The 21,634-nt window shown below is 58.7% G+C and carries 17 protein-coding genes and 1 other RNA gene; 8 read left to right on the forward strand and 10 right to left on the reverse strand.

Translation table 11 applies throughout. The features are described from left to right. Positions 1-54: 54 nt before the first annotated feature. A complete protein-coding gene (locus BSK21_RS03100; RefSeq protein WP_067549839.1) occupies positions 55-405 on the forward strand; it encodes a DUF6404 family protein in 351 nt (116 codons plus the stop codon). Positions 406-417: 12 nt separating this feature from the next. On the opposite strand, the gene ffs is transcribed toward BSK21_RS03100, so the two are convergent. After that, an RNA gene (gene ffs, locus BSK21_RS03105) (signal recognition particle sRNA small type) lies at positions 418-516 on the reverse strand. 174 nt (positions 517-690) lie between these two features. Between ffs and BSK21_RS03110 the strand changes: the two genes are divergently transcribed. Then, entirely contained in the window at positions 691-2,304 is a 1,614-nt protein-coding gene (locus BSK21_RS03110; RefSeq protein WP_067549837.1) for an FMN-binding glutamate synthase family protein, read from the forward strand. Position 2,305: 1 nt separating this feature from the next. On the opposite strand, the gene BSK21_RS03115 is transcribed toward BSK21_RS03110, so the two are convergent. The 3 genes from BSK21_RS03115 to BSK21_RS03125 are packed head-to-tail and all read right to left on the reverse strand — an operon-like array spanning position 2,306 to position 5,389. Continuing rightward, positions 2,306-3,337, reverse strand: a complete 1,032-nt coding sequence (locus BSK21_RS03115) for an ABC transporter substrate-binding protein (RefSeq protein WP_067549835.1) — start codon at positions 3,335-3,337, stop codon at positions 2,306-2,308. Further along, positions 3,334-4,725, reverse strand: a complete 1,392-nt coding sequence (locus BSK21_RS03120) for a sensor histidine kinase (protein ID WP_067549833.1) — start codon at positions 4,723-4,725, stop codon at positions 3,334-3,336. The genes BSK21_RS03115 and BSK21_RS03120 overlap by 4 nt, the downstream gene beginning before the upstream one ends. After that, positions 4,718-5,389 (reverse strand): response regulator transcription factor, encoded by a 672-nt coding sequence (locus BSK21_RS03125; RefSeq protein ID WP_067549823.1) that lies wholly within the window; start codon positions 5,387-5,389, stop codon positions 4,718-4,720. The genes BSK21_RS03120 and BSK21_RS03125 overlap by 8 nt, the downstream gene beginning before the upstream one ends. Before the next feature lie 186 nt (positions 5,390-5,575). Here BSK21_RS03125 and BSK21_RS03130 point away from each other — a divergent pair, with 186 nt between their 5' ends. The 3 genes from BSK21_RS03130 (at position 5,576) to BSK21_RS03140 (ending at position 8,630) form a co-directional block, all read left to right on the forward strand. After that, positions 5,576-6,565 carry a tripartite tricarboxylate transporter substrate binding protein gene (locus BSK21_RS03130; protein ID WP_067549822.1) on the forward strand — a complete coding sequence of 330 codons (990 nt, stop codon included), beginning with the start codon at positions 5,576-5,578 and terminating at the stop codon, positions 6,563-6,565. Between the two features lie 85 nt (positions 6,566-6,650). Continuing rightward, positions 6,651-7,082 (forward strand): tripartite tricarboxylate transporter TctB family protein, encoded by a 432-nt coding sequence (locus tag BSK21_RS03135; protein ID WP_067550522.1) that lies wholly within the window; start codon positions 6,651-6,653, stop codon positions 7,080-7,082. A 9-nt stretch (positions 7,083-7,091) separates the two neighbouring features. Next, positions 7,092-8,630 (forward strand): tripartite tricarboxylate transporter permease, encoded by a 1,539-nt coding sequence (locus BSK21_RS03140; protein WP_067549821.1) that lies wholly within the window; start codon positions 7,092-7,094, stop codon positions 8,628-8,630. A gap of 58 nt (positions 8,631-8,688) precedes the next feature. On the opposite strand, the gene BSK21_RS03145 is transcribed toward BSK21_RS03140, so the two are convergent. The 6 genes from BSK21_RS03145 to BSK21_RS03170 all read right to left on the reverse strand — a co-directional run bounded on the left by BSK21_RS03145 (position 8,689) and on the right by BSK21_RS03170 (position 18,217). Further along, entirely contained in the window at positions 8,689-9,372 is a 684-nt protein-coding gene (locus tag BSK21_RS03145) for a TetR/AcrR family transcriptional regulator (RefSeq protein ID WP_067549819.1), read from the reverse strand. Beyond that, on the reverse strand, positions 9,369-12,413 hold the full coding sequence (locus BSK21_RS03150) for an efflux RND transporter permease subunit (RefSeq protein WP_067549817.1): 3,045 nt from the start codon (positions 12,411-12,413) through the stop codon (positions 9,369-9,371). Before BSK21_RS03150 ends, BSK21_RS03145 begins: the two co-directional genes overlap by 4 nt. Further along, positions 12,410-13,456, reverse strand: coding sequence for an efflux RND transporter periplasmic adaptor subunit (locus BSK21_RS03155; protein WP_067549815.1), 1,047 nt, complete (start codon positions 13,454-13,456; stop codon positions 12,410-12,412). Before BSK21_RS03155 ends, BSK21_RS03150 begins: the two co-directional genes overlap by 4 nt. Then, entirely contained in the window at positions 13,453-14,493 is a 1,041-nt protein-coding gene (locus tag BSK21_RS03160) for an efflux RND transporter periplasmic adaptor subunit (protein ID WP_067549811.1), read from the reverse strand. The genes BSK21_RS03155 and BSK21_RS03160 overlap by 4 nt, the downstream gene beginning before the upstream one ends. A gap of 271 nt (positions 14,494-14,764) precedes the next feature. Beyond that, a complete protein-coding gene (locus BSK21_RS03165) occupies positions 14,765-16,957 on the reverse strand; it encodes an NADP-dependent isocitrate dehydrogenase (RefSeq protein WP_074038953.1) in 2,193 nt (730 codons plus the stop codon). A 153-nt stretch (positions 16,958-17,110) separates the two neighbouring features. Further along, entirely contained in the window at positions 17,111-18,217 is a 1,107-nt protein-coding gene (locus tag BSK21_RS03170; protein ID WP_067549809.1) for a class I SAM-dependent RNA methyltransferase, read from the reverse strand. A gap of 605 nt (positions 18,218-18,822) precedes the next feature. Between BSK21_RS03170 and BSK21_RS03175 the strand changes: the two genes are divergently transcribed. From BSK21_RS03175 to BSK21_RS03185, 3 genes are read left to right on the forward strand one after another with little or no spacing between them, the layout of a single operon-like run. Further along, positions 18,823-19,461 carry a hypothetical protein gene (locus tag BSK21_RS03175; protein ID WP_156529573.1) on the forward strand — a complete coding sequence of 213 codons (639 nt, stop codon included), beginning with the start codon at positions 18,823-18,825 and terminating at the stop codon, positions 19,459-19,461. A 12-nt stretch (positions 19,462-19,473) separates the two neighbouring features. Then, the gene (locus BSK21_RS03180; RefSeq protein ID WP_067549805.1) at positions 19,474-20,865 is read left to right on the forward strand and encodes an O-antigen ligase; all 1,392 of its coding nucleotides are present in this window, start codon (positions 19,474-19,476) and stop codon (positions 20,863-20,865) included. Further along, positions 20,862-21,614 carry a metallophosphoesterase gene (locus BSK21_RS03185; RefSeq protein ID WP_067549803.1) on the forward strand — a complete coding sequence of 251 codons (753 nt, stop codon included), beginning with the start codon at positions 20,862-20,864 and terminating at the stop codon, positions 21,612-21,614. Before BSK21_RS03180 ends, BSK21_RS03185 begins: the two co-directional genes overlap by 4 nt. Positions 21,615-21,634: the final 20 nt, after the last annotated feature.

Below are 21,634 nucleotides of genomic sequence, written 5' to 3' on the forward strand. Positions count from 1 at the left end.
GTGATCGGGATTTCCTGCGATACGGTGGGCGCATTCGAATAAGAGCGCCATCAGATGACCGAATTTGAAACAAAATACGCAAAAGCCGTCGAGAAACTCATCGAGGCGGGCATCCCCCGCCGTGCCTACGACCCACCGTTCAATATTATCCTGCGCCGTTTGGGGTTAGAGATTCGTCCCGTCCATTTCATGACCTTTTGGCAGATCGTCACGGTCCAAGGCACGACCTTTGGCGCGATGTGGGGCCTTTTGATGTGGACCTTCCTCTGGCGCTACAACGATATGGGTATACCCGAGGCGATACTGGGGTCACTCTTTGCTGGATTGCTGTTTGGAACGGTTATGGCCGTTGTTGTAAAACGCAAATCCGACAAAGCGGGCTTGCTCACATGGGGCGAACTTTAACAATGGGGGGTAAGGTGAGAGGCTGGACAACGACCCAAGCGGGGCTCGTTACGGCTGCTTCCTTCCGGACCTGACCGGGTTGGCGAGGCGCTCGCCCGCGCCAACCTCTCGACGCATCAGATAGGCGACGATGCGGCTGGATGCAAGGGGCTAGACGGGGGGCAAACCACGCCAAAACGCCCCAATCTATAAGAAACCAGTTACAGATGTCGTCTAAACATAGGGAATGATCGCACGACATAGACCGTGCCTCGTTCGAGAACTACGCCTGAATAGGGGACTTGTATGACGTCTTTCTTACTGCGCTACGCGACGTTTTTCGGGGTCGCGATTGCCTTTGTGCTCTCGCTTTTACTTCCGCAAAACAACATCTTCACGCCGATTGTATCAGTCATCTTGGGCGTTCTGACGCTGCTGGGCCTCTTGGACGCGATCCAAACAAAGCACGCCGTTTTGCGGAACTTTCCCCTGCTCGGTCGGGTGCGTTATTTCTTTGAAATGATCCGCCCTGAAATTCGTCAATACCTCCTTGAGGGCGACGACGAAGAGGTGCCGTTCTCCCGCGATGCCCGCGCCATCGTTTATCAACGTGCCAAAAACGTTGAGGATAAACGTCCCTTTGGTACGAAAAAACGCGTCTACGAGAGCGGCTATCAATGGCTCACCCACTCGATCCGTCCTGTCAAAATCGAGGATAAGGATTTCCGCGTCTCCGTCGGTGGCCCCGATTGCACGCAGCCCTATAACCTCTCGATCTACAACATCTCTGCCATGAGCTTTGGCGCGCTATCAGCCAATGCGATCTTGGCGCTGAACAATGGCGCGCGCATGGGTGGTTTTGCCCATGACACGGGCGAAGGTGGGATCAGCCGTTACCACCGCGAAGGCGGCGGCGACCTGATCTACGAAATCGGCACGGGCTATTTTGGTTGCCGCGATGACGAAGGTCAATTTTCCCCCGAACAGTTCGCGAAAACGGCCTCTTCTGATCAGGTCAAGATGATCGAGATTAAGCTCAGCCAAGGCGCCAAACCCGGTCAGGGTGGTGTGCTGCCTGCCGCGAAAATCACGCCCGAAATCGCAGAGGCCCGCCATATCCCGATGGGCGTCGATTGCGTGTCACCGTCCAGCCATTCGGCCTTTGGCACTCCGATCGAAATGATGCGGTTTATCGCGCAATTGCGTGACCTGTCAGGGGGCAAACCCGTGGGCTTTAAGCTCTGCATCGGGCACCGCCGCGAATTTATGTGCATCGTTCGCGCTATGTTGAAAACGGGCATCACCCCCGATTTCATTGTGATCGACGGCAAAGAGGGCGGCACGGGTGCGGCCCCTCTGGAATTCGCGAACCACATGGGGATGCCCTTAGTCGAAGGTCTGACCTTTGCGCACAACACGCTCCGCGGCGTCGGTCTGCGCGACAAAATCCGTCTGGGTGCTTCTGGTAAATTGGTCCAAGCCTTTGACATCGCCCGCGCCCTCGCGCTGGGTGCAGATTGGGTGAACTCCGCCCGTGGGTTCATGTTCGCGGTCGGCTGTATTCAGGCGCAGGCCTGTCACACAAACCATTGCCCGACGGGTGTCGCCACGCAGGACAAAATGCTGCAACGCGCACTGAACCCCGTGGACAAGGCGACCCGCGTTGCGAACTTCCACCGCAACACGCTCAAGGCGCTGGCGGATATGACGGGGGCTGCGGGACTGTCGCACCCAAGGAAATTCCTGCCGCACCACCTGATGATGCGCGAAAAAGCGGGCGATATGGTCACAGGCCATGAGGTCTACCCCTACCTCCCCGAAGGGTTCCTCTTGCGTGAAGAAGAAGACACCCAAGGCTACCTGAAACGCTGGCGGCGGTCCTCTGCAGAGAGCTTCTATCCCTTCGACGACGGGATTTGATCTACGGGATTGGCGGGGCTGCGAATGCGTCCCGCCATTGCGCAATAAACCGTTCCGTTGCATGGCGATCCAACGCCACCAATAACGGCGGCCTTAACGGAATAAACCGCCGCGCACTGGGCAAAAGCCCCGTCTCTGACCGATCGTCTGGAAACACGAGCCCCATCTGTTGGACAATCCTTTGCCCCTTGGGGGATAGGATGAAATCCAACAGACGCGCCGCCTCGGACGGGTGGGAAGCATTGGCGGGGATCATATAGGCGCGGGACAAAAACAGCGTGTAATCTTCGGGCAGGATCACACCCACGTTGGTGGCGGTTGCGTTCTGCACATAGGACCCAAGCACATTATATGCGATCAGGAACCGCCCCGAGGCCACGTCATCAATGATCTCAGCCGAACAACAGGTGGCAACCGCATCGGCCCGCGCAAAACCTTCGAGAAGCGCACCAAAGGTCGTCGCCTCAAGACTGTCGTTGAACGCATAGAGATACCCGAGGCCGGAGGCCTCAATATCATAGGTCGCAATATGCCCGCGATATTTCGTTGGGTTCTGACGCATCAGGTCCAGTAGTTCGAACCGACTGTGCGGCACTTCATCCGCATCAACGAGGTCGGTGTTATAGGCCATGACTGCGGGTTCTTCGGTCAGCCCCCACAACTCGTCCCGCCATCTGCGCGAGGGGGGCAGGGCTGTCGTTAGGTCCGACACATAGCGCGCCGCACAGGCCATATTCACAAGGTCAAGCATCTGGTGCACCGCCGAGGAAAATACCGCATCCGCAGGGCTATTGTCGGTCAAACAGGCCTCTTTGCTCACTTCATAGAGCGCGTTTGACCCCCATTGTTCGTAGTGCACCGACAGGTCGGCGTTATCCTCGGTAAAGGCCTCTAGCACAGGCGCGATGATCGCGATGTCGGTCGTGGACCGCAGGGTTAGAACGGTCGGGCCGCTGCCAAAACTGATTGTGGCTTCTTGGGCGGCGAGGGGTGCAGAGAGGGCGATCAGTGCCGCCGTGATGATCGGTTTCATGCCTGATCCTCCGCCACATGAGGCAGGACGAGCGCGACCGAAAATCCATGCTCTGTCTTTTGCATTTCGACTTTCCCGTCAAAGGCTTGAGCAACCGCCATCACAATCGAGAGCCCAATCCCAGCGCTATCCTCACGCGATGATGCCGTGCGTTCAAACCGCGATCCGAGGCGTGCAAGCACCGCATCATCAGGCCCTTTGCCCGCGTCCTCGACCCAAAGGATCGCACGATCCCCGTCTTGTTTGACCCCGATCCGAACGGGCGGCGTGCCGTACCGCAGCGCATTCGTCAAAAGGTTTTTTATCGCCTCAGAGAGCGAAAATTCATCTGCGCTCACCAATACAGGGTCGCTGCCGATCACCAGTTCAACTTCGACATTCGGGGCCAGCAATTCATGGTCGCGACTGTCCACAATGTCCAAGGCCACATCGCGCAGGTCCACCAACGCCCGCGGCACGCTGTCCGTGCGGTGAATAACCAGGGCGCGTGACAACATCTGATCCAGCAGAACCCCCAGCGACCGCGTTCGTTTCAACAACCGCGCAATCGCGACCTGCGCCCGTTCTGGATCGTCCTCTTCGGTCACCGATTCCGCTTGGGCGCGGATCGCGGCAACGGGGGTACGCAATTGGTGCGCGGTGTCCGAGATTAGATTTCGCATCGCGTCGATCTGCCGATCCAACCGCTGCATAAACCTGTTCATCGCATGGAGGATCACCCCCACCTCTGCAGGCACGTTCTGATCATCCAAAGGTGTCAGGTCATAGGGGTCACGCTGCGAAAACCCGCCCGCAATCGCCTCGAGCGGACGCAAGGCCGACCGAACGATAAAGAACGCGACCAGCACCAGCGCGGCACCCGCGACCCCCACAGGGATCAGCGCGTCCAAAGTCAAATCGAATGCCATTTGGTCCCGCGCCCGTCGGGTTTGCCCAACCGTCACTCGCACCACGCCCGAAAAATCACGTTCGGAAAAACGGCGGGTCACATCGACAAATCGTGCGTCTTCGCCGTTCATTTCCCCATCATATAACTGCGCCGCATCCCCGCGTCCCTCGCGCAGTGGGGCCGTCTCGTGCCCTGTCAAAAGCGTCAGATCAGGGCCGCGCACGGCATAGGTGATCCGATCATCAGGGGCTTGGGCCAGCAGTTCAAAGGCTGAGACGGGCAAGTCCGTCACAGGTTGCCCGTCGATGATCCGAATGGACTCCGCGATGTCGTTTGCCGCGCCGATCAGGATGCGGTCATAGGCTTGGCGGGCCGCTTGTCGCCCGTTGCTCCACGCGGTCAACGTCACCAGAACGCCGCCTAAAAATAAGATCGTCAAAACGCCCGTCATCACGCGGGCCAAAAGGCTTTTGGCGCGGGGGAGGGCGAGGCTACCCATCAACGCTGATCCGATAACCAACACCGCGCTGGGTCGCGATGGTGATCGGGCTGCCCGCGAATTTCTTGCGCAGCCGCGCGATGTATAGCTCAATCGCGTTCAGCCCCACATCGGCATCCGAAAAGGTAAACAGCCCGTCATAAAGCCGCTCTTTGCTCAGCGGTTGACCCGGGCTGCGCATCAATAGTCCCAGCAGCGCAGCCTCACGGCGCGTCAAATCCAACCGTTCGCCATTCAGCGTCGCCGTCATCTGCGCGGGTGAATAGTGCAAAGGCCCCAGCGCGATTGTGTCGCTTTTCTGTTCGGACTCGCGGCGCAACAAGGCCCGCAACCGTGCCTCTAATTCGCGCTGATCAAAGGGTTTCACCAGATAGTCATCCGCCCCAAGATCCAGCGCCCCAACGCGGTCATCGACTGAAAAGAGCGCGGTGAGCATCAAGACTGGCGTCCGATCCCCGCCCGCCCGCATTTTGCGCAAAAGTTCGGTGCCGGACCCATCAGGCAAATTGATGTCGAGGATGATCGCGTCATAGCTCTGAACGGCCAGAAAATCCTCCGCCCCTTCGACGCTATCGGCATGATCGCAGGCCATTCCTGACCGCGACAGGCTGGTCACAACCGCCTCGGCCAGATCGGTGGCATCTTCGACCATCAAAACGCGCATCGCCGTGATTCCCTTTGGTAAGGTCCTGATTTGCCGCGAAAATCCCAGTGACAGGTTCGTGACAGGTTTATCGGGTACTGATCTTGCTTAACCCGCGATGAGGATGCTGCAAAGGGCGGCATGGGACGCGGGTCGAATTCCAAAGCAGGGGCCAAGCCCATTGTTTGACACACCAAGGAGGAAACCATGAAATTCAAAGCGACTCGTATTGCGATCATCGCGACCCTGCTGGGCGCAAGCGCACTGACCGCATCTGCCGAAGGCTTTACCCCTGAAAACCCAGAGTGCATCGCACCTGCGAACCCCGGTGGTGGCTGGGACTTCACCTGCCGTCAGGTCGGTAAATCGCTTCAGGATCAGGGTCTGATCGGCTCAACCATGCAGGTTGTGAACCTCGCTGGTGGCGGCGGCGGCGTTGCTTACGCTGAAGTTGTGAACAAGCGTAGCGACGACAACGACCTGATCGTTGCCGCATCCTCGGCAACCGCAACCCGTCTGGCTCAGGGCGCATACCCGGGCAACACCATGGACCAAGTCCGTTGGCTGGCATCGGTCGGCGCTGACTACGGCGTGATCGCTGTGGCTGCTGACAGCGAAATCGACAACCTGACTGAACTCCTCGACATGGTTAAAAACGACCCGACCTCGATCTCGGTCGCTGGTGGTTCGGCTGTTGGTGGTTGGGACCACCTCAAGGTTCTGATCGCAGCAAACGCTTACGGCATCGACGATGTTCGTTCGGTTAAATACATCGCGTTCGATGGCGGCGGCGAAGCTGTAACCCAGCTGCTCGCTGGTTCGGTTCAGGCCTTCACTGGCGACATCTCCGAAGCCAAAGGTTTCGTAGACTCGGGCGACATCCGCGTTGTGGCTGTTCTCTCTCCTGAACGTCTGGGCGGCGATTTCGCTGAATTCCCGACCGCACGTGAGCAGGGCGTAGACGCAATCGGCGCGAACTGGCGCGGGTTCTACGCACCGGGTAACATGTCGGACGAAGCATACGATGCTTGGGTTGCTCAGATCGCAACGCTCTACGCATCGGACGAGTGGAAACAGATCATGGCTGACAACGGCCTTGCTCCGCTCGACCTGCAAGGCGCTGAATTCGAAGCCTTTGTTGCCAACTCCGTTGCTCAGATCGAACAGATCTCGCGCGAAATCGGCATCATCCAGTAATTAGGTCACTAACCTTTTTATGATCGGACGCCGCGGGGTTCTGCGGCGTCCACATTACACCATCCGCCCCAAAATGGAGATCCCAATGAGCGATCGTATTTTTGGCGTCGTCGGAATTCTTCTGTCCATCGGTTTTGCAATTTCTGCATTCGCGATCCAAGAAAGTTTCCTATCCGACGCTGTTGGTCCCAAAGCATTCCCCCTGATCATCGCAACGATCCTCGGTCTGTCGAGCGCGGTCATCGCGCTCCGTCCCGATCCTGAACCCGTTTGGCCCGCCTTTGGTCGTCTGGTCGAAGTCGGCGCTTCTGTCGTGGTCATGCTGCTCTACGCGCAACTTCTGCCAGAGCTTGGTTTTGTGATCTCGACCGCATTCGCAGCGGCCTATCTGTCGTGGCGTCTGGGGTCGTCGGTGATCGGTTCGATCCTGACAGGTGTCGGCACCTCTGTGGGGATCTACGCAGTGTTTCATCTCATTCTCGGCCTGTCGCTCGCGCGCGGCCCGTTCGGTTTCTAAGAGGGCAGCATGGAACTTCTCGCAAACCTAGGCGATGGTTTTGTCATCGCACTGACATGGCAGAACATCGGCCTCGCGCTGTTGGGCTGCTTCTTGGGCACCGTGATGGGTGCCCTGCCGGGCCTCGGGCCGTCGAACGGCGTGGCTATCCTTATCCCGCTGGCCTTCACACTTGGACTTGGCGCGACACCCTCGCTGATCCTTTTGACCTCAGTCTACTACGGCGCGATGTATGGCGGCCGTATTTCGTCGATCCTTCTCAACATTCCGGGTGATGAACCCGCGATGATGACCTGTCTCGACGGCTATCCGATGGCGAAAAAGGGCATGGCGGGCGAAGCCCTCTCTCTGTCCGGTATCGCATCCTTTGTTGGCGCTTTCCTCGCCACGTGGGGTCTGATCCTCCTCGCGCCGCAGCTGGTGAAAATCGCGCTTTTGTTCGGACCTGCCGAATATTTTGCGCTCTTTGCCTTGGCCTTCATGACGCTTGGGGGCGTTTCCTCCACGAACCAAGCGAAATCGGCCTTTGCTGCGGCGCTTGGCCTTGGGCTGGCGATGATCGGTGTGGATACGCAAACGGGCGTGCCGCGCTTTACCTTCGGCGAAGTGCACCTCTACGACGGTCTCGACTTCCTCGTGGCGATTGTTGGCCTCTTTGCGCTGTCCGAAGTGTTCATCTTCCTCGAAACCCGCCACGGTGAAGCCAGCGGTTCGGGCCGTAAGCTGGAAATCGGTCGTCTGACACCGCCTTGGGCGATGATCAAACAATGCACGCCGACAATGCTGCGGACCTCGTTCCTTGGCTTCCTCGCGGGTGTTTTGCCTGGGGCCGGTGCATCGCTGGGGTCGTTCATCAGCTATTCGATGGAAAAGCGTCTGGTCGACAAAGAAGGCACCTTTGGCACGGGTGACCCGCGCGGTGTTGCGGCGCCTGAGGCCGGCAACAACGCGGCGGCTGGTGGTGCGCTGGTGCCGATGCTGGCGCTGGGCGTTCCGGGGTCGGGCACAACGGCGGTTCTTTTGGCCGTGCTGCTGTCGCTCAACATTACACCGGGTCCGCTGCTGTTCACCCAAAACCCTGACGTGGTCTGGGGCCTGATCGCAGCGCTCTTCATCGCGAACTTCATGCTCTTGGCCATGAACATCCCGATGGTGGGCCTTTTCACACGGCTCCTGCTTATCCCGCCACGTATCCTGATGCCGATTGTTGCGATGGTTAGCTTTGTCGGGATATACGGGATTTCGGGATCGACCTTTGACCTCATGGTAATGATTGCCTTTGGCGTGATGGGCTGGATCCTACGGAAATTCGATGTGCCGCTGGTGCCGATCATCCTCGGGACGCTCCTTGGCAACGCAATGGAGAACAACCTCCGCCGCGCGATCACCATCGACAACGGCGACTGGTTCACCTTGATCGACAGCCCGCTTGCACTGTTCCTCTGGGCGATTGCGATCATCGGCTTCATCCTGCCTCTGATCATCGGTGCCAAAGTGAAAAAGGGTATGCACGAACGCCGTGACGAAGAAGGCGCGATCAGCGACTGATCCTGCCCTCTCTGAAAAAACCAAAGGCCGGTGTCATCACGACGCCGGCCTTTTTCGTTTATGTGGTAGAGCGCCCTGCGCTGCGGGCGATCAGCAGATCGTCGGGCACCGTGATGTCCGGCACAGTCCGCGCTGCAATCTCTGCGGCCTCATCAGGCGCAATCCCCAACATCCGCAAGATCGCCGCCGCGTAAGACGGCAGATCGACCGTTTCCCCCGCCAACAACCGCCGCAAAATGGCGAGGCCGGTTGTCTCTAGAATGTCTGCCGCTGTTTGTTCCGACATCGCACAGAACCGGCCCGTCTCAATCCCCATGCGGATGATCGGCGGGGTGGTTTCGCGCATCATGCTGCCTTGGCCCAACCCCCGGGTGCCGAGTTTCGCGGTGAAATCCAAATAGAGCGGATATTCCATTGCGATCCGAATGAACCAGTTCAGCCCGTAGGACAGGGCGACGGCGGGGTCCGTCTCTTTGCTGGCCGTCGTCGACACGACCGAGATGATCTCTTCGGCGAGGTTGAATTTCGCCTCTTCCAACAACTCGTCGATAGAGCGGAAGTAGTTATAGAAACTGCCCCGCGAAACGCCCGCCTCGTGGATGATGTGGTCGATCAACGTGGCCTCTGGCCCACGTTCCGCAAAGACCAACGTCGCAGCCTCGATCAAACGTTTGCGCATCTGCACCCGCCGCTTTTTCGCGACGAGTGTTCGATGATCGATGCAGCGTTTCAGCGGGCTCATGCGGACTCCTTGGGGGCTTTGACGTCAAAGACAGCACAATATAGCGCGGGTGCAAAGAGGAGCGTGATCAACGTCCCCGCAATAATCCCGCCCATCATGGCATAGGCCATCGGCCCCCAGAAAATCTGGTGCGAGATCGGGATCAGCGCCAATGACGCCGCCGCCGCGGTCAACAGGATCGGACGGGCACGGCTATCGGATGCCTCATAAACCGCATCCCAACGGGATTTGCCTTCGGCCCGCAGATCTTCGATCGCTTGAACCAGAATGATCGAGTTGCGGATCAAAATCCCGACCAAGGCCAAAACGCCCAAGATCGCGACAAAGCCCAAAGGTGCGCCCGAACTTAGCAGCGCGGCGACAACACCGATCAGACCCAGTGGGGCGACGGCCAGAACCACGAACATCAGTCGGAAGCTCTGCACCTGCACCATCACGAGGAACAAGAAGATGATCAGCATCAACGGCACCACCGCCGCAATCGGAGCCTGACTTTCAGCGCTCGATTCCACAGGGCCGCCGACCTCGACCTTATAGCCGTTCGGCAGATCGGCGCGGAACGCATCAATCTGATCCGCCAGATCATTGACGATGGTGGCGGGTTGGTCATCGGTATTGATCGCCGCAACGACCGTGATCGTCGGAACGCGGCCTTCTTGTTTGATGACGGGGGCCTCGGTCGTCCAATCCAAGCGCGCAATCGACGCCAGCGGAATGAGCGTTCCACCCGCCGTGGTGACCTGAAGGTTTTCCAAGGCGCGCAGGGTGGTGCGGTCTTCTTCGGCACCACGGGCCACTACGTCGATCAACGCGGTATCATCGCGCAATTGGGTGATCGTGGTGCCTTCGTAAAGGCTCGACAATACGCCCGCGACATCGGCTTGGGTTAGACCCAACTGTCGTAAACGGGTTTGGTCCACATCGACACGGACAACGCGGGTCGGTTCGTTCCAATCAAGGCTGATCGCCCGCAGACGGTCATCGGTGGACAACAGCGACGCCAGTTTGCGAGCCTCGTCGCGCAGCACATCGTAATCCTCGCCCGAGACGCGATATTGCACGGGTTTGCCAACCGGCGGTCCCAGCGCAATAGAGGTCGGGAAGAACTCGACGCCGACGCGGGCCTCGGAATAAGCGTTGACCGCGGCGATCAGAGTATCACGCTCTGCGATGCCTTTGGTCTGAATGATGATTTGTCCGGTCGATGGTGCCGACGGCGGGCTGTTCAACGTCAGAACAAAGCGCGGCGCACCTTCGCCCACATAGGCAGTCCAGTAATCAACGCCCTCTTGATCAGCGAGCCACGCCTCGAACGCCGCAACCTCGCGGTTGGTCGCGTCAAAGCTGACGTTTTGGCGCATGGTCACATCCACTACCACCTCAGGACGGTCGCCCGTCGGGAAGAACTGCTGTTCGACGAACTGCATCCCCATGACCGAGACGACGAAAATCCCGATGGTGGAGGCCAATGTCACCCATTTGAACCGCATCGCTTGAATGAGGATCGCATGGAAGGATTTGCGCAAACGGCCTGCCTCCGCCTTGTGGTGTTTCAACTGTTTCGGCAGGAACGCCACGCCCAGCACGGGCGCAAAGAGCACTGCGACCACCCAGCTGAGGAGGAGCGAGATCGCGATCACCCAGAAAAGGGAGTTGGTGAACTCACCCGCGCTCGACCCGTTCAGGCCGATCGGGATAAAGCCCGCCGTTGTGATCAAGGTGCCCGTCAGCATCGGAAACGCGATAGAGGTCCACGCATAAGACGCGGCCTTGGTCAGGCTTTCGCCAAGCTCGAGCCGCGAAATCATGGTTTCAATCGCGATCATTGCGTCATCGACCAAAAGGCCGAGCGCGATAATCAACGCACCGAGAGAAATCCGCTGAAGCGTAATGCCCATTGCGTCCAAGATGACAAAGGTCATGGCAAGCACGAGAGGGATCGCAAGCGTCACCACCAGACCCGCCCGAATGCCGAGCGAGATAAAGCTCACGGCGAGAACGATCACGACCGCCTCAATCAGGGCTTTGACAAAGTGGCCGACGGATTCCTCAACGACCTTGGGCTGGTCGGCGACCAGATTGACCTCGATCCCGATGGGCAGACGGGTTTGCACATCTGCCATGAGGGTCTTCAGTTCTTCACCAAAGTTCAGAATGTTCTGGCCGTCGCGCATCCCGATGATCAGGCCAATCGCGTCCTGCCCATTATAGCGGAACAGTTTCGACGGCGGATCGTCGTAGCCCGCAGTGACGGTCGCAACATCGGCCAAGGTAAAGAACGTATCGCCCGACCGCAGCGGCGCATTTGCCAGTTCGTCAGCCGTGTTGAACTGACCTGAAACGCGAATTTTGATGCGCTCTTGGGGTGTGTGAATGGTGCCTGAGGGCACGATTTTGTTCTGGGTGGCCAGCGTGTTCAGCACGGTCTGCGCATCTAAGCCCAGAGCGGCAAGGCGAGAATGCGAAAATTCGATAAAGATCGCCTGATCGCGGGTGCCGATGAGATCGACGCGCCCCGCGGCGTCCAAGAGTTGCACCTCGTCCGCGATATCCTCGACATAGGCTTTCACGTCCTCAGGTGCGAAACCATCCCAAGTAAAGGCGTAGACGTTGCCGAACACATCGCCAAAGCTGTCGTTGAAGTGGAAACCCTGAAATTCGGCAGGAAAATCACCACGAATGTCCGACATCATCGCACGAACGCGGGTCCATGATTGATCAATGTCGCGGCCCCGCACCGTGTCGAGAAGGTCCACATAGACAATCGCGCGGCCCGCATAGGTAACGGATCGAGTGCTATCGAGGCTGTCCAGCTCTTCGAGCTTGCGTTCGATGCGGTCGGTGACTTGGGTCAGGGTTTCTTCGGCAGTGGCACCGGGCATGACGCCTGTGATGACCATGGTGCGGATGGTAAAGGACGGGTCCTCTTCGCGGCCCATCGAATTGTAGGACACCAGACCTGCGACCAGTGACATGATCATCAGGAACCAGACAAAGGATTTATGGCGGAGCGCCCAATCAGAGAGGTTAAAGCTTTTCATTCGATGCGGTCTCCGACGATCTGGCCTTCGGTCAGGGCATGAACGCCACGGGTGATGATTTCGTCGCCGATACGGACGCCTTGGGTGATCACGGTGCGATCCCCCAGTTCAGCGCCCCGCGTGACGGGGGTAAAGTGAACGCTGCGGTCGGGCGTGGTGATGGCCCAAACGCCATAGCCACCGTCCTTGTCCAAAATCGCATTGGTGGGCAGTGTGACAAAGGGTGCGTTGTCGCCCAGAGGGGCCGCTGTGACCAAGGCCCCGATGCGGTAATCCTCTGGCGGATCGATCAGCGTCAGACGCAGGCGGCGGGTGTCCAGACGGCCTTCGGCCACGGGATCGACCAGACGCAGTTGCGCGGTGACGGGGGCGATGCCACTGGTGTGGTGCTGAATGTCGAACATCGCGTCATCAGGCAGCAGATCGAGGATCGCGGTGGGCATGTCGATCACGGCTTCAAGGCCCGACAAATCAGACAGCGTCAGGATTGCGGCCCCCGCATTGACGGTCGATCCCACTTCGACCTTGCGGGCTAAAACGATACCGTCATAGGGCGCGGTCAACTGTCCGTATTGCGCGGCCTCGGTTGCTTGGCGCAGGGTGGCATTCGCGTTTTCCAACTGCGCAATGGCCGCGTCATTATTGGCGCTGATCGCTTCGAGTTGGGCATCGGAATAAACGCCTCGCGCGGCGAGTTCGGTTGCGCGATCAAACTGGCTCTGTGCGAGGTCGGCGGCGGCACGGGCGGAATCCACGCCAGCGGTCGCCGCGAGGAAGTCCTGCTGAAGCGTGATCTGGTCAAGTTCGGCCAGAACCGCCCCTTTGACCACGCGGTCCCCTACATCGACCGACAGGGTCGCCAAACGACCGCCCACGCGGAACGCGAGGTCGGTTTCGGTACGTGGTTCAATCAGGCCTGTAAAGGCGCGGTGGCTGGCGATATCTGCGCTGACGATTTCGGTCACGACGGGGCGGGGGGTGGCGTCTTGGGCCAGAGCAGGCGTCGCGGCAAAGAGCGCGAGGATCAGGGCAAAACGGGTCATTTCTGCACCTCCGTATAAACTTCGCGGCCCGCATAGAGGACTTGCGAGCCTGCGCCGACGATCTGTTCGCCAGCGGTGATGCCGTCCGAAATGGCGATCTCGGCTTCGCGGTAGCTGGCGACGGTGATTGCCCGTGGGCTGACGGTCAAGGTGGCGGGGTCAACGACCCAAACTGCGGGGCCGTGCGCGGTGACAAACAGCGCGTCAGCGGGGAGGGTGATGACAGGATCGCTGTCCAAGGTCACGCGCGCCTCGACCAATCCGCCCAAGGGCAGGTCGGTGTCATTGGGCAAATGAGCCGTCATTTCGACGGTCCCAGCGACGCTCCCCACGGGGGACACTTCGGCCACGAACGCGATGATCGTTTCGCCGCCGTCAATCGGCGTGATCGCGACGGGGAGGCCGATGACTGAATTCAAATTGGCGATGTCAGGCACATAGAATTTCGCATCGAGCCGCCCGTCCGTTGCCAGTTCGAGGACCGATGCCCCCGCGCCGACGATTTCGCCCTGTTCGGCGTTGCGTTCGGTGACGATGACATCCTCAATCGCGTGGAGCGTGGTGTCGTCCAGTCCTTGCTGCGCCTTGTCCAACTGGGTTTGCGCCTGACGGTAGGACGACTGGGCGCTGAGGAAGGACTGCACGGCTTCGTCCAGATCAGCTTGGGTCGCGGTGCCACGGGAGAGGGAGGCCTCAACGCGGTCCCGCGATTGTTCCGCCTGTTTGAGGCGTGCCGCGACAGCCTCTAGCGTGGCCTGCGCTGCATCGCGTTGCGCCTGCGCGGTGGTGGCATCGAGGCGGGCGATCTCTGCTCCTGCGGTCACATGGTCGCCCACGTCCGCGAAAATATCGGTGATTAAACCGCCCGACCGAAAGGACGCGGGGTAGCTGTTTTGCGCCTCGACAATTCCGACCAGCGTGTAGTCGCGGGTGGGGGACGATTGTTCAGCGGTGACAATTTCGACGAGCAGGGGCGGCTCTGCAAAAGCAGGACCAGCGAGTGCTGCCAGAAACAGGAGGGGGGATAGAAATCGCATGTGATCCGACTCGGTTTTCAAGTTAATTGACAGAAATATCAAAATGACACTGGTGTCAAATTTAAATTTTGACGGGGCCAAGGTTAGGGCAATAGAGGCCGTTCGAGTCGATCATGCCAAAAAAAGTTTACGACCGTGCTAATGCACCGTGACGGTCGTTCGAGGGGGCATATCAAAGGGCGGTTAATGGAATGTAAATTCTACTTTTCCAACCTCGAGAACGAAAAAGGGCGGGGAAAACCCCGCCCTTCTATCAGTATTTCAATCTGAATTAGCCGATGATGGCATTCAGCGTTGCCGAGGGACGCATCACGGCTGCGACCTTGGCGACGTCTGCGTGGTAGTAGCCACCCAGATCAACTGGCTTGCCTTCGCCTGCTTTCAGTTCGGCGAGGATCGCTGCTTCGCCGTCGGCCAGAGCCTTTGCGATCGGTGCGAAATGCGCTGCCAGATCAGCGTCGTCCGACTGTGCGGCCATTGCATCCGCCCAGTAACGCGCGAACCAGTAGTGGGACGAACGGTTGTCGGCCTGACCCACTTTGCGCTCTGGCGAGTTGTTGTTCTCGAGAACTTTCTGGGTCGCATCCTCAATCGCGGCACCGATGACGCCAGCCTTGGCCATGCCTTTGTCGGCGAGGAACTTGAACGATTCACCCAGCGCACAGAATTCGCCGAGGCTGTCCCAACGCAGGTGGTTTTCTTCCATCAACTGCTGAACGTGTTTCGGAGCCGAACCACCAGCGCCCGTTTCAAACAGACCGCCGCCCTGCATCAGGGATACGATCGACAGCATCTTTGCCGAGGTGCCCAGTTCGAGGATCGGGAAGAGGTCGGTCAGGTAGTCGCGCAGAACGTTACCGGTGATGGTGACGACGTCATTGCCTTTGCGCATTTCCAGGAGGGTAAAGCGGGTGGCTTCACGCGGTGCCATGATCGGAATGTCGATACCTGCTTCTTTGAGCGCGGGCTCAACGTATTTGATCAGTTCAGCATCGTGTGCACGGTTCGCATCGAGCCAGAACGCAGCCAGACCAGTTGCCTTAGTGCGGCGGATCGCGAGTTGGATCCAGTCCATGATCGGTGCTTTTTTCGCGGTTGCCGAACGCCAGATGTCGCCTTTTTCAACTGCGTGCTCAGAGATCACGTCGCCGTTGTCGAGAACGATACGAACGGTGCCTTTGGCCGCGATTTCAAAGGTGGTCGGGTGCGAGCCGTATTCTTCGGCTTTTTGCGCCATCAGACCAACGTTGGACACTGCGCCACAGGTGGTGACGTCCAGTTTGCCGGTTTCTTTGAAGTAGTTGATGGTCTCGTCGTAAACGCCTGCATAGGAGTTATCCGGAATGCAGCATTTGGTGTCAGCCGCTTTGCCGTCAGGACCCCAGCCGATGCCGCCAGCGCGGATCACAGCAGGCATGGATGCGTCGATGATCACGTCGGACGGCACGTGCAGGTTGGTGATGCCTTTGTCGCTGTCGACCATATACATCGCAGGACGTGCAGCGAGGGTCGCCTTGAGGTCAGCTTGCAGCTCTGCATCGCCAGCGATCAGTTTTTCCAGATCGCCGATGCCGCCGTTCGGGTTCCAGCCCAAAGCGTCCAGTTTCGCGCCATGTTTCGCGATGAAGTCTTCGAGGTAGACCGATACGAAGTGACCAAAGATGATCGGGTCCGAGACCTTCATCATGGTGGCTTTCAAGTGGACCGAGAACAGAACGCCCGGTTCCATGCTGTCGATCTCTGCCTTTACGAAGTCACGCAGCGCAGCCGCCGACAGGAATGTCGCATCGACGATTTCGCCGTCTTGATACTTCAGGCCCGATTTCAGAACGGTCTCGGTACCGTCTTCTGCGGTGTGAACGATTTTCGCGCCGCCAGCTTGGGCTGCGGTGATCGTGGTCGAAGTTTCATTCGCAAAGAAGTCATTGCCCGGCATCGACGCAACGCAGGTTTTCGAGGTCGATTTCCACTCACCCATCGAATGCGGGTTGGCTTTTGCGTATTCTTTAACAGCCTTAGCCGAACGACGGTCAGAGTTACCTTCGCGCAGAACAGGGTTCACAGCAGAGCCCTTGATCGCGTCGTAGCGTGCCTGAATTTGCTTTTCTTCGTCCGATTGCGGGTCGGTCGGGTAGGCTGGGATCGCGTAGCCTTGGCCCTGAAGTTCTTTGATCGCCGCAACGAGCTGCGGAACCGATGCGGACACGTTCGGCAGTTTGATGACGTTTGCTTCGGGTGTTTTCACCAGTTCGCCCAGCTCTGCGAGGTCGTCATTGACGCGCTGCTCTTCGGTCAGGAACTCGGGGAACGCCGACAGGATACGAGCCGCGACCGAGATATTGCGGGTTTCTACGGTGATACCGGCAGCGCCAGCAAACGACCGAATGATCGGCAAGAGCGATGCGCTCGCCAGTTCGGGGGCTTCGTCTACGGTGGTGTAGATAATGTCGGGGGTGTTGGCCATGGGTCGCTTCTCCGCTGTTGTCGCTGGCGCGTAGGGCAAAAATACAAAGGCGCAGAACGCCCGTGCGGTTGCGTTCCGCTTAATAAACAAAGGCACTCAAGTCAATGTGTGCCATTGTATACCGAACGATTTTTGGCGGGCGTATTGTCGCGCTTAGGGCAGGGGCGCTGTTTGCCACAACTGAATACGCAACCCGCCGTGCGACACGGGTTTGTTTTCGGGCAGGAATTTCAGGCCAGTTGTATGGGCGAGAGCAGGTTCTGAGGTGATGATCCCAACGCGCCAACCGCTGAACCGTTCCAGCAGCGTTTTGCCCAAGGCGCCATAGACTGCATAGAGCAGTTTCTTATTGCCGATGCGGGCACCGTAGGGCGGGTTAACGATCACGATGCCCTTTGGCCCTTCGGGACAAGGCAAGTCGCTGACCGCATGATTGGCAAAAGTCACCATATCGGCGACGCCCGCGCGTTCGGCGTTTTCCTTAGCGCCTTTGACGGCCCCTGCATCGCGGTCGGACCCGTAGAAGGTCAGCGCGGGCCGTTCCGTCGGCGTCGTCGCGCGCATCGCATCCCATGCGGCGGCGTCAAAATTTGACAGCAGTTCAAAGGCAAAGTTGCGATCACATCCAGGGATCAGGCCCGCCGCGATTTGGGCGGCCTCAATCACAAAGGTGCCAGAGCCGCACATCGGGTCCACGACGGGTTCGGACCCATCATAACCCATCTGCCGCAGGAACAGCGCCGCGAGGTTTTCGCGCATCGGTGCCTTACCGACAAAGGATTTGTGTCCGCGTTTGTGCAGGCTTTCGCCCGAGGTATCGATGCTGATCGTGCAGAGGTCGTCCTCGATCCGAACTTTCACGGTGATCGGGGCATCCTCTGCTAGCGTCGCGCCGAAATCTTCGGTCAGGGCGGATTCGATCCGTTGGCGGGCGGCCTTGTCGTGGTAAATCTTGGACTTGCGGCAGGTGACTTCGACCTTGAGCGGCACGTCCTGACGCAGCACATCGCCCCACGGAAATTTCCGCGCCCGTTTGTCGAGCTGGGCAAGGTGCATCACCCGAAACGACCCGATCCGCACCAGAACCCGCGCGGCACCGCGCAGCTGTAGGTTGGCGCGCCACACATCCGCCCATGTTCCGCGAAAACTCACCCCGCCCATGCTGGTGACGGGATCGGCAAAGCCCGCCGCAACAGCTTCTTCAGCGAGGACGGTTTCAAGGCCAGGGGCAACGGAGAGGAAGATATCTAAATCGGTCATGCGGCGTCTTTATCGGGAAAACCACCGCCGCGCGAGGGGCAAGCGTATCACGCGACCGTCACCGATGGTTAATGCGGACTACAATTGCGCGGGCGACGCGGGACGGGGAATCGTGGACCGTGGTCATCGTCACGCCCGTATCGGTTCCCGCGATTGTTCGACCGGCCCCGATCGTCGTCCCACTCACGCCCATAGGATCGCATAATTTCGCGAACAGGCGATACAACCCTTTGGCGATTCGATTGCTGCAACATGGTGCGAACGAGATACCCGCGGTCCAACTGGCTGGAAAAGCTCTTTGCCTGCGCACTAGGGGCGAAAAATAAGGCGATAATTGCACTGATCATAATTGAACGCATTTCACACTCCTGAACGCAAACCTGAACCTGTTGTTGCATAAATCGTGGATTTTCTCAAACCACCCAGTGACAGAAAGTCCTTAAAAATAAGCTAAAATTTGATCCTTAGAGGAATGTCGAAGATCATCGCCCGCGTTAACCAAATATGCGGTCTTTGCTTGATATTTTCTTGTCAGTGATTCCTTCTATGGTTGTTTTCTGTCTCGCGCCCCGCTGTTGGAAAGATGTTCAGTGCTAAGAGTTTTGTTGATCGCCATCTCTATGGGAATGATCGTGGTGACCTTGCCGATGATCCGGTCAGAGCATGCCGGCCTCTTTACCTATTTTCGCGATTTCGCGGAGTTGGATGAGGCTACGCGGGATGGCGCCCTTCCGCCCGCACGGTCGCGGTTCGTGCAGGTCGGTCAAATGTGGTCCTGTGACGCGTTGTTTTCGACCGCCGCGCTTGACGCGGAACCGCAGGACAGAACCCGAGTCGCGCGGGCGTGTCTGGCGCGGGCTGAGGCGATTTTGGATAGCGTGCCGACCATGTCAGCAGCGCATCAGGCGCGGGCGGCGGCGCTATACACTTTGGGCGACACCGAAGAGGCGATCTATGCCAAAGCCTTGTCGCGGATCACGGGCCCGAATGAGGGCGGATTGGCGCTGCGACGTCTGGGCTTTGCCTACCAGTTGGCCACAGAGAGACCGTTTAACCATGGCGATGAGGCGGACGCGATCCTGATCCTCGGCTCTGCAGGCTATCGCGACTATTTGGTCGATTACTTTCTATACCACCCAGAACACCGCGATTGGTTGGTCGCTTTGCTGCAAGATCAATCAGGAAATGCTGATTTTCTACAATCGCTTAGGGATCGGCTCGCCGAAGAGGCGATGCAAGGATGATGGGGGTAAATCGTGTTCACCTTTGAAGATGTTGGCGCGGCCCAGCCATATCGCCCCGCCCGCAGTGGGTGGCTGTCTAACGTCTACGGCCCCTTGTTGATCGTCCTCGTCCTCCTGTCCGCTGTCGCCGCGGGCGGGGATCGTCCGCTTGTGTGGCTCTTGATGACGCTGAGTTTGGCTGTCCTGGGGTTGCTCTATGGGGTGGCTCAGATCATGTGCAGCCGTTGCCACGTCGATCTTGTGAAAGGGCAGATGGCGATTATCCTACCCGCCGTGGTCGCGATAGGTTTTGCATTTGTGCAACTTTTGCCGCTGGGGTTCGATCCGACAGGGGCTTTGCCGCCCGACCTCTGGCCTGATTTTTGGACGATCAACCGTAGTGCTACGATCCTCGCGTTGGTGCGGATGGCGGGCTACCTGCTGATGTTCTGGCTCTTGATCAGCGTGGGCGATAGTGCCGCGCGCTTGACCCAGATGGCGACACTGTTGTTCTGGGGGCTCTTTGCCCATGCGGTTTGGGGGCTGCTGGCGCTGTCGTTCTTCGGCGATATCCACTTTTGGGGTGACAAATTGGACTACGTGGGGTCGGCCACGGGAACGTTTATTAACCGCAACGCTTTTGCAACGTTTCTCGGGATGGGGGTGTCGTTGGGTGTCGCGCTGACGGTCCGGCGCGCCTTCGCGCCGTCGATCCGCATGCCCGCTGGTCCCAAGGCGTGGTCGCCTCACAAGCTGGACGTCGTGGCCTTGGCGACGGCAACGACGGTGATTTTAGCCACGGTGTTTGCCACGCAGTCGCGATTGGGGGGCTTGGCGACCGTTGTGGGGGCCGCTGTCACTCTTGGCCTCATGATGGCCAAGGCGGAGCGGATGAAGCGCGGCCATATCTGGCGTGTCTTGGTCTTTGGTGGTGTTACCCTATCGGCGATCCTTTTGGTCATGGGGCAAGGGCTGTTGGATCGATCGATTCTCACTGTTGCGGGCAGCATTGATCGGTTTGAACTCTACCGCGAGGTCATTGGGATGATCGCCCACCGCCCCCTGATGGGTTTTGGGTTGGACGGGTTTCCCGATGCGTTCGAGCTGTACCATGACCCCGCGCTGGACCCGTCCTTGGTCTGGGATCGGACGCACAATACCTATCTGGCCCTTTGGGTCGAACTGGGACTGATCGCGGGCAGCCTTCCGATGGTCGCGGTTGCCATCGCGGTCGTCAAAGCGTGGAGAAACTTGATGCGCAGATCGGACGGATTCGCGACCTCAGCGGCGGCAATAGGGGCCACAGTAACGGTCGCGGTTCATGCGTCGGGGGATTTCAGCCTTGAGGTCGCGGGGAACGTCTACCTCTTTGTTGCCCTAATCGCGCTGGGCGTGGCGCGGTTCCGCAGGGCGGGGGGCGGATGATTGGGCGTTGGCGCAAAACATCGCGGCGGATGCTGCACCTGCCGACCATGCCAGCCGCGATCTATGCCGTGGGCGATATTCATGGGCGGTTCGATCTCTATCACCAGATAGAGCAACAGATCATAGAGGACGCCGCGTCGATTGATGGGCCAAAGCTGCTGGTTATTCTCGGTGACATTGTGGACCGCTCGGCAGGGGTATCGGGGCTAATCGATCACCTTCTTGCGCCTGATCCTGCAGGGATCCAACGCGTTATTCTCTGTGGAAACCATGACGATATGATGTGTCGTTTTTTGGACGATCCAGCGGGCAATCGGGCGTGGTTGGACTGTGGCGGTGCTGAGACGTTGGCCTCTTACGGTTTGCATCTGGGTGAGGTGATGCCGCCGACTATGAGGTTGCAGCATCAGCTGACGACGATCATCCCGCCCGATCATCGTGATTTTCTCATGGGCCTGCCGCTTTCGCTGACCGTTGGCGATTATGTCTTTGCCCATGCGTCTTATAACCTTGATCAGACTGACGCGCGGCAGGACGCGCAGACCCTCATGTGGGGCGATCCCGCGCTGGCTGATCGGGCAAAGTCGAGGCGCATCTTGATCCACGGCCATGTGATCGAAGACGAACCCTGCATTCGCCCAAACCGCATTTCGATTGATACAGGTGCTTATAAGACGGGGGTTTTGACGGCCGTTCGGCTTCTGGCCGGGGGATGCACCCCCACCTTTCTCTCAACCAAGCCTAAATAAACCAAATTTAAAACAATTTG

The sequence above is a fragment of the Marivivens sp. JLT3646 genome (assembly GCF_001908835.1).
Lineage (GTDB): Bacteria > Pseudomonadota > Alphaproteobacteria > Rhodobacterales > Rhodobacteraceae > Marivivens > Marivivens geojensis.

What these genes read in the sequence shown, in the direction of transcription:
- BSK21_RS03100 (WP_067549839.1), top strand. Translation starts at nt 55, where the DNA reads ATGACCGAATTTGAAACAAAATACGCAAAAGCCGTCGAGAAACTCATC.
- BSK21_RS03110 (WP_067549837.1), top strand. Translation starts at nt 691, where the DNA reads ATGACGTCTTTCTTACTGCGCTACGCGACGTTTTTCGGGGTCGCGATT.
- BSK21_RS03115 (WP_067549835.1), bottom strand. Translation starts at nt 3,337, where the DNA reads ATGAAACCGATCATCACGGCGGCACTGATCGCCCTCTCTGCACCCCTC.
- BSK21_RS03120 (WP_067549833.1), bottom strand. Translation starts at nt 4,725, where the DNA reads ATGGGTAGCCTCGCCCTCCCCCGCGCCAAAAGCCTTTTGGCCCGCGTG.
- BSK21_RS03125 (WP_067549823.1), bottom strand. Translation starts at nt 5,389, where the DNA reads ATGCGCGTTTTGATGGTCGAAGATGCCACCGATCTGGCCGAGGCGGTT.
- BSK21_RS03130 (WP_067549822.1), top strand. Translation starts at nt 5,576, where the DNA reads ATGAAATTCAAAGCGACTCGTATTGCGATCATCGCGACCCTGCTGGGC.
- BSK21_RS03135 (WP_067550522.1), top strand. Translation starts at nt 6,651, where the DNA reads ATGAGCGATCGTATTTTTGGCGTCGTCGGAATTCTTCTGTCCATCGGT.
- BSK21_RS03140 (WP_067549821.1), top strand. Translation starts at nt 7,092, where the DNA reads ATGGAACTTCTCGCAAACCTAGGCGATGGTTTTGTCATCGCACTGACA.
- BSK21_RS03145 (WP_067549819.1), bottom strand. Translation starts at nt 9,372, where the DNA reads ATGAGCCCGCTGAAACGCTGCATCGATCATCGAACACTCGTCGCGAAA.
- BSK21_RS03150 (WP_067549817.1), bottom strand. Translation starts at nt 12,413, where the DNA reads ATGAAAAGCTTTAACCTCTCTGATTGGGCGCTCCGCCATAAATCCTTT.
- BSK21_RS03155 (WP_067549815.1), bottom strand. Translation starts at nt 13,456, where the DNA reads ATGACCCGTTTTGCCCTGATCCTCGCGCTCTTTGCCGCGACGCCTGCT.
- BSK21_RS03160 (WP_067549811.1), bottom strand. Translation starts at nt 14,493, where the DNA reads ATGCGATTTCTATCCCCCCTCCTGTTTCTGGCAGCACTCGCTGGTCCT.
- BSK21_RS03165 (WP_074038953.1), bottom strand. Translation starts at nt 16,957, where the DNA reads ATGGCCAACACCCCCGACATTATCTACACCACCGTAGACGAAGCCCCC.
- BSK21_RS03170 (WP_067549809.1), bottom strand. Translation starts at nt 18,217, where the DNA reads ATGACCGATTTAGATATCTTCCTCTCCGTTGCCCCTGGCCTTGAAACC.
- BSK21_RS03185 (WP_067549803.1), top strand. Translation starts at nt 20,862, where the DNA reads ATGATTGGGCGTTGGCGCAAAACATCGCGGCGGATGCTGCACCTGCCG.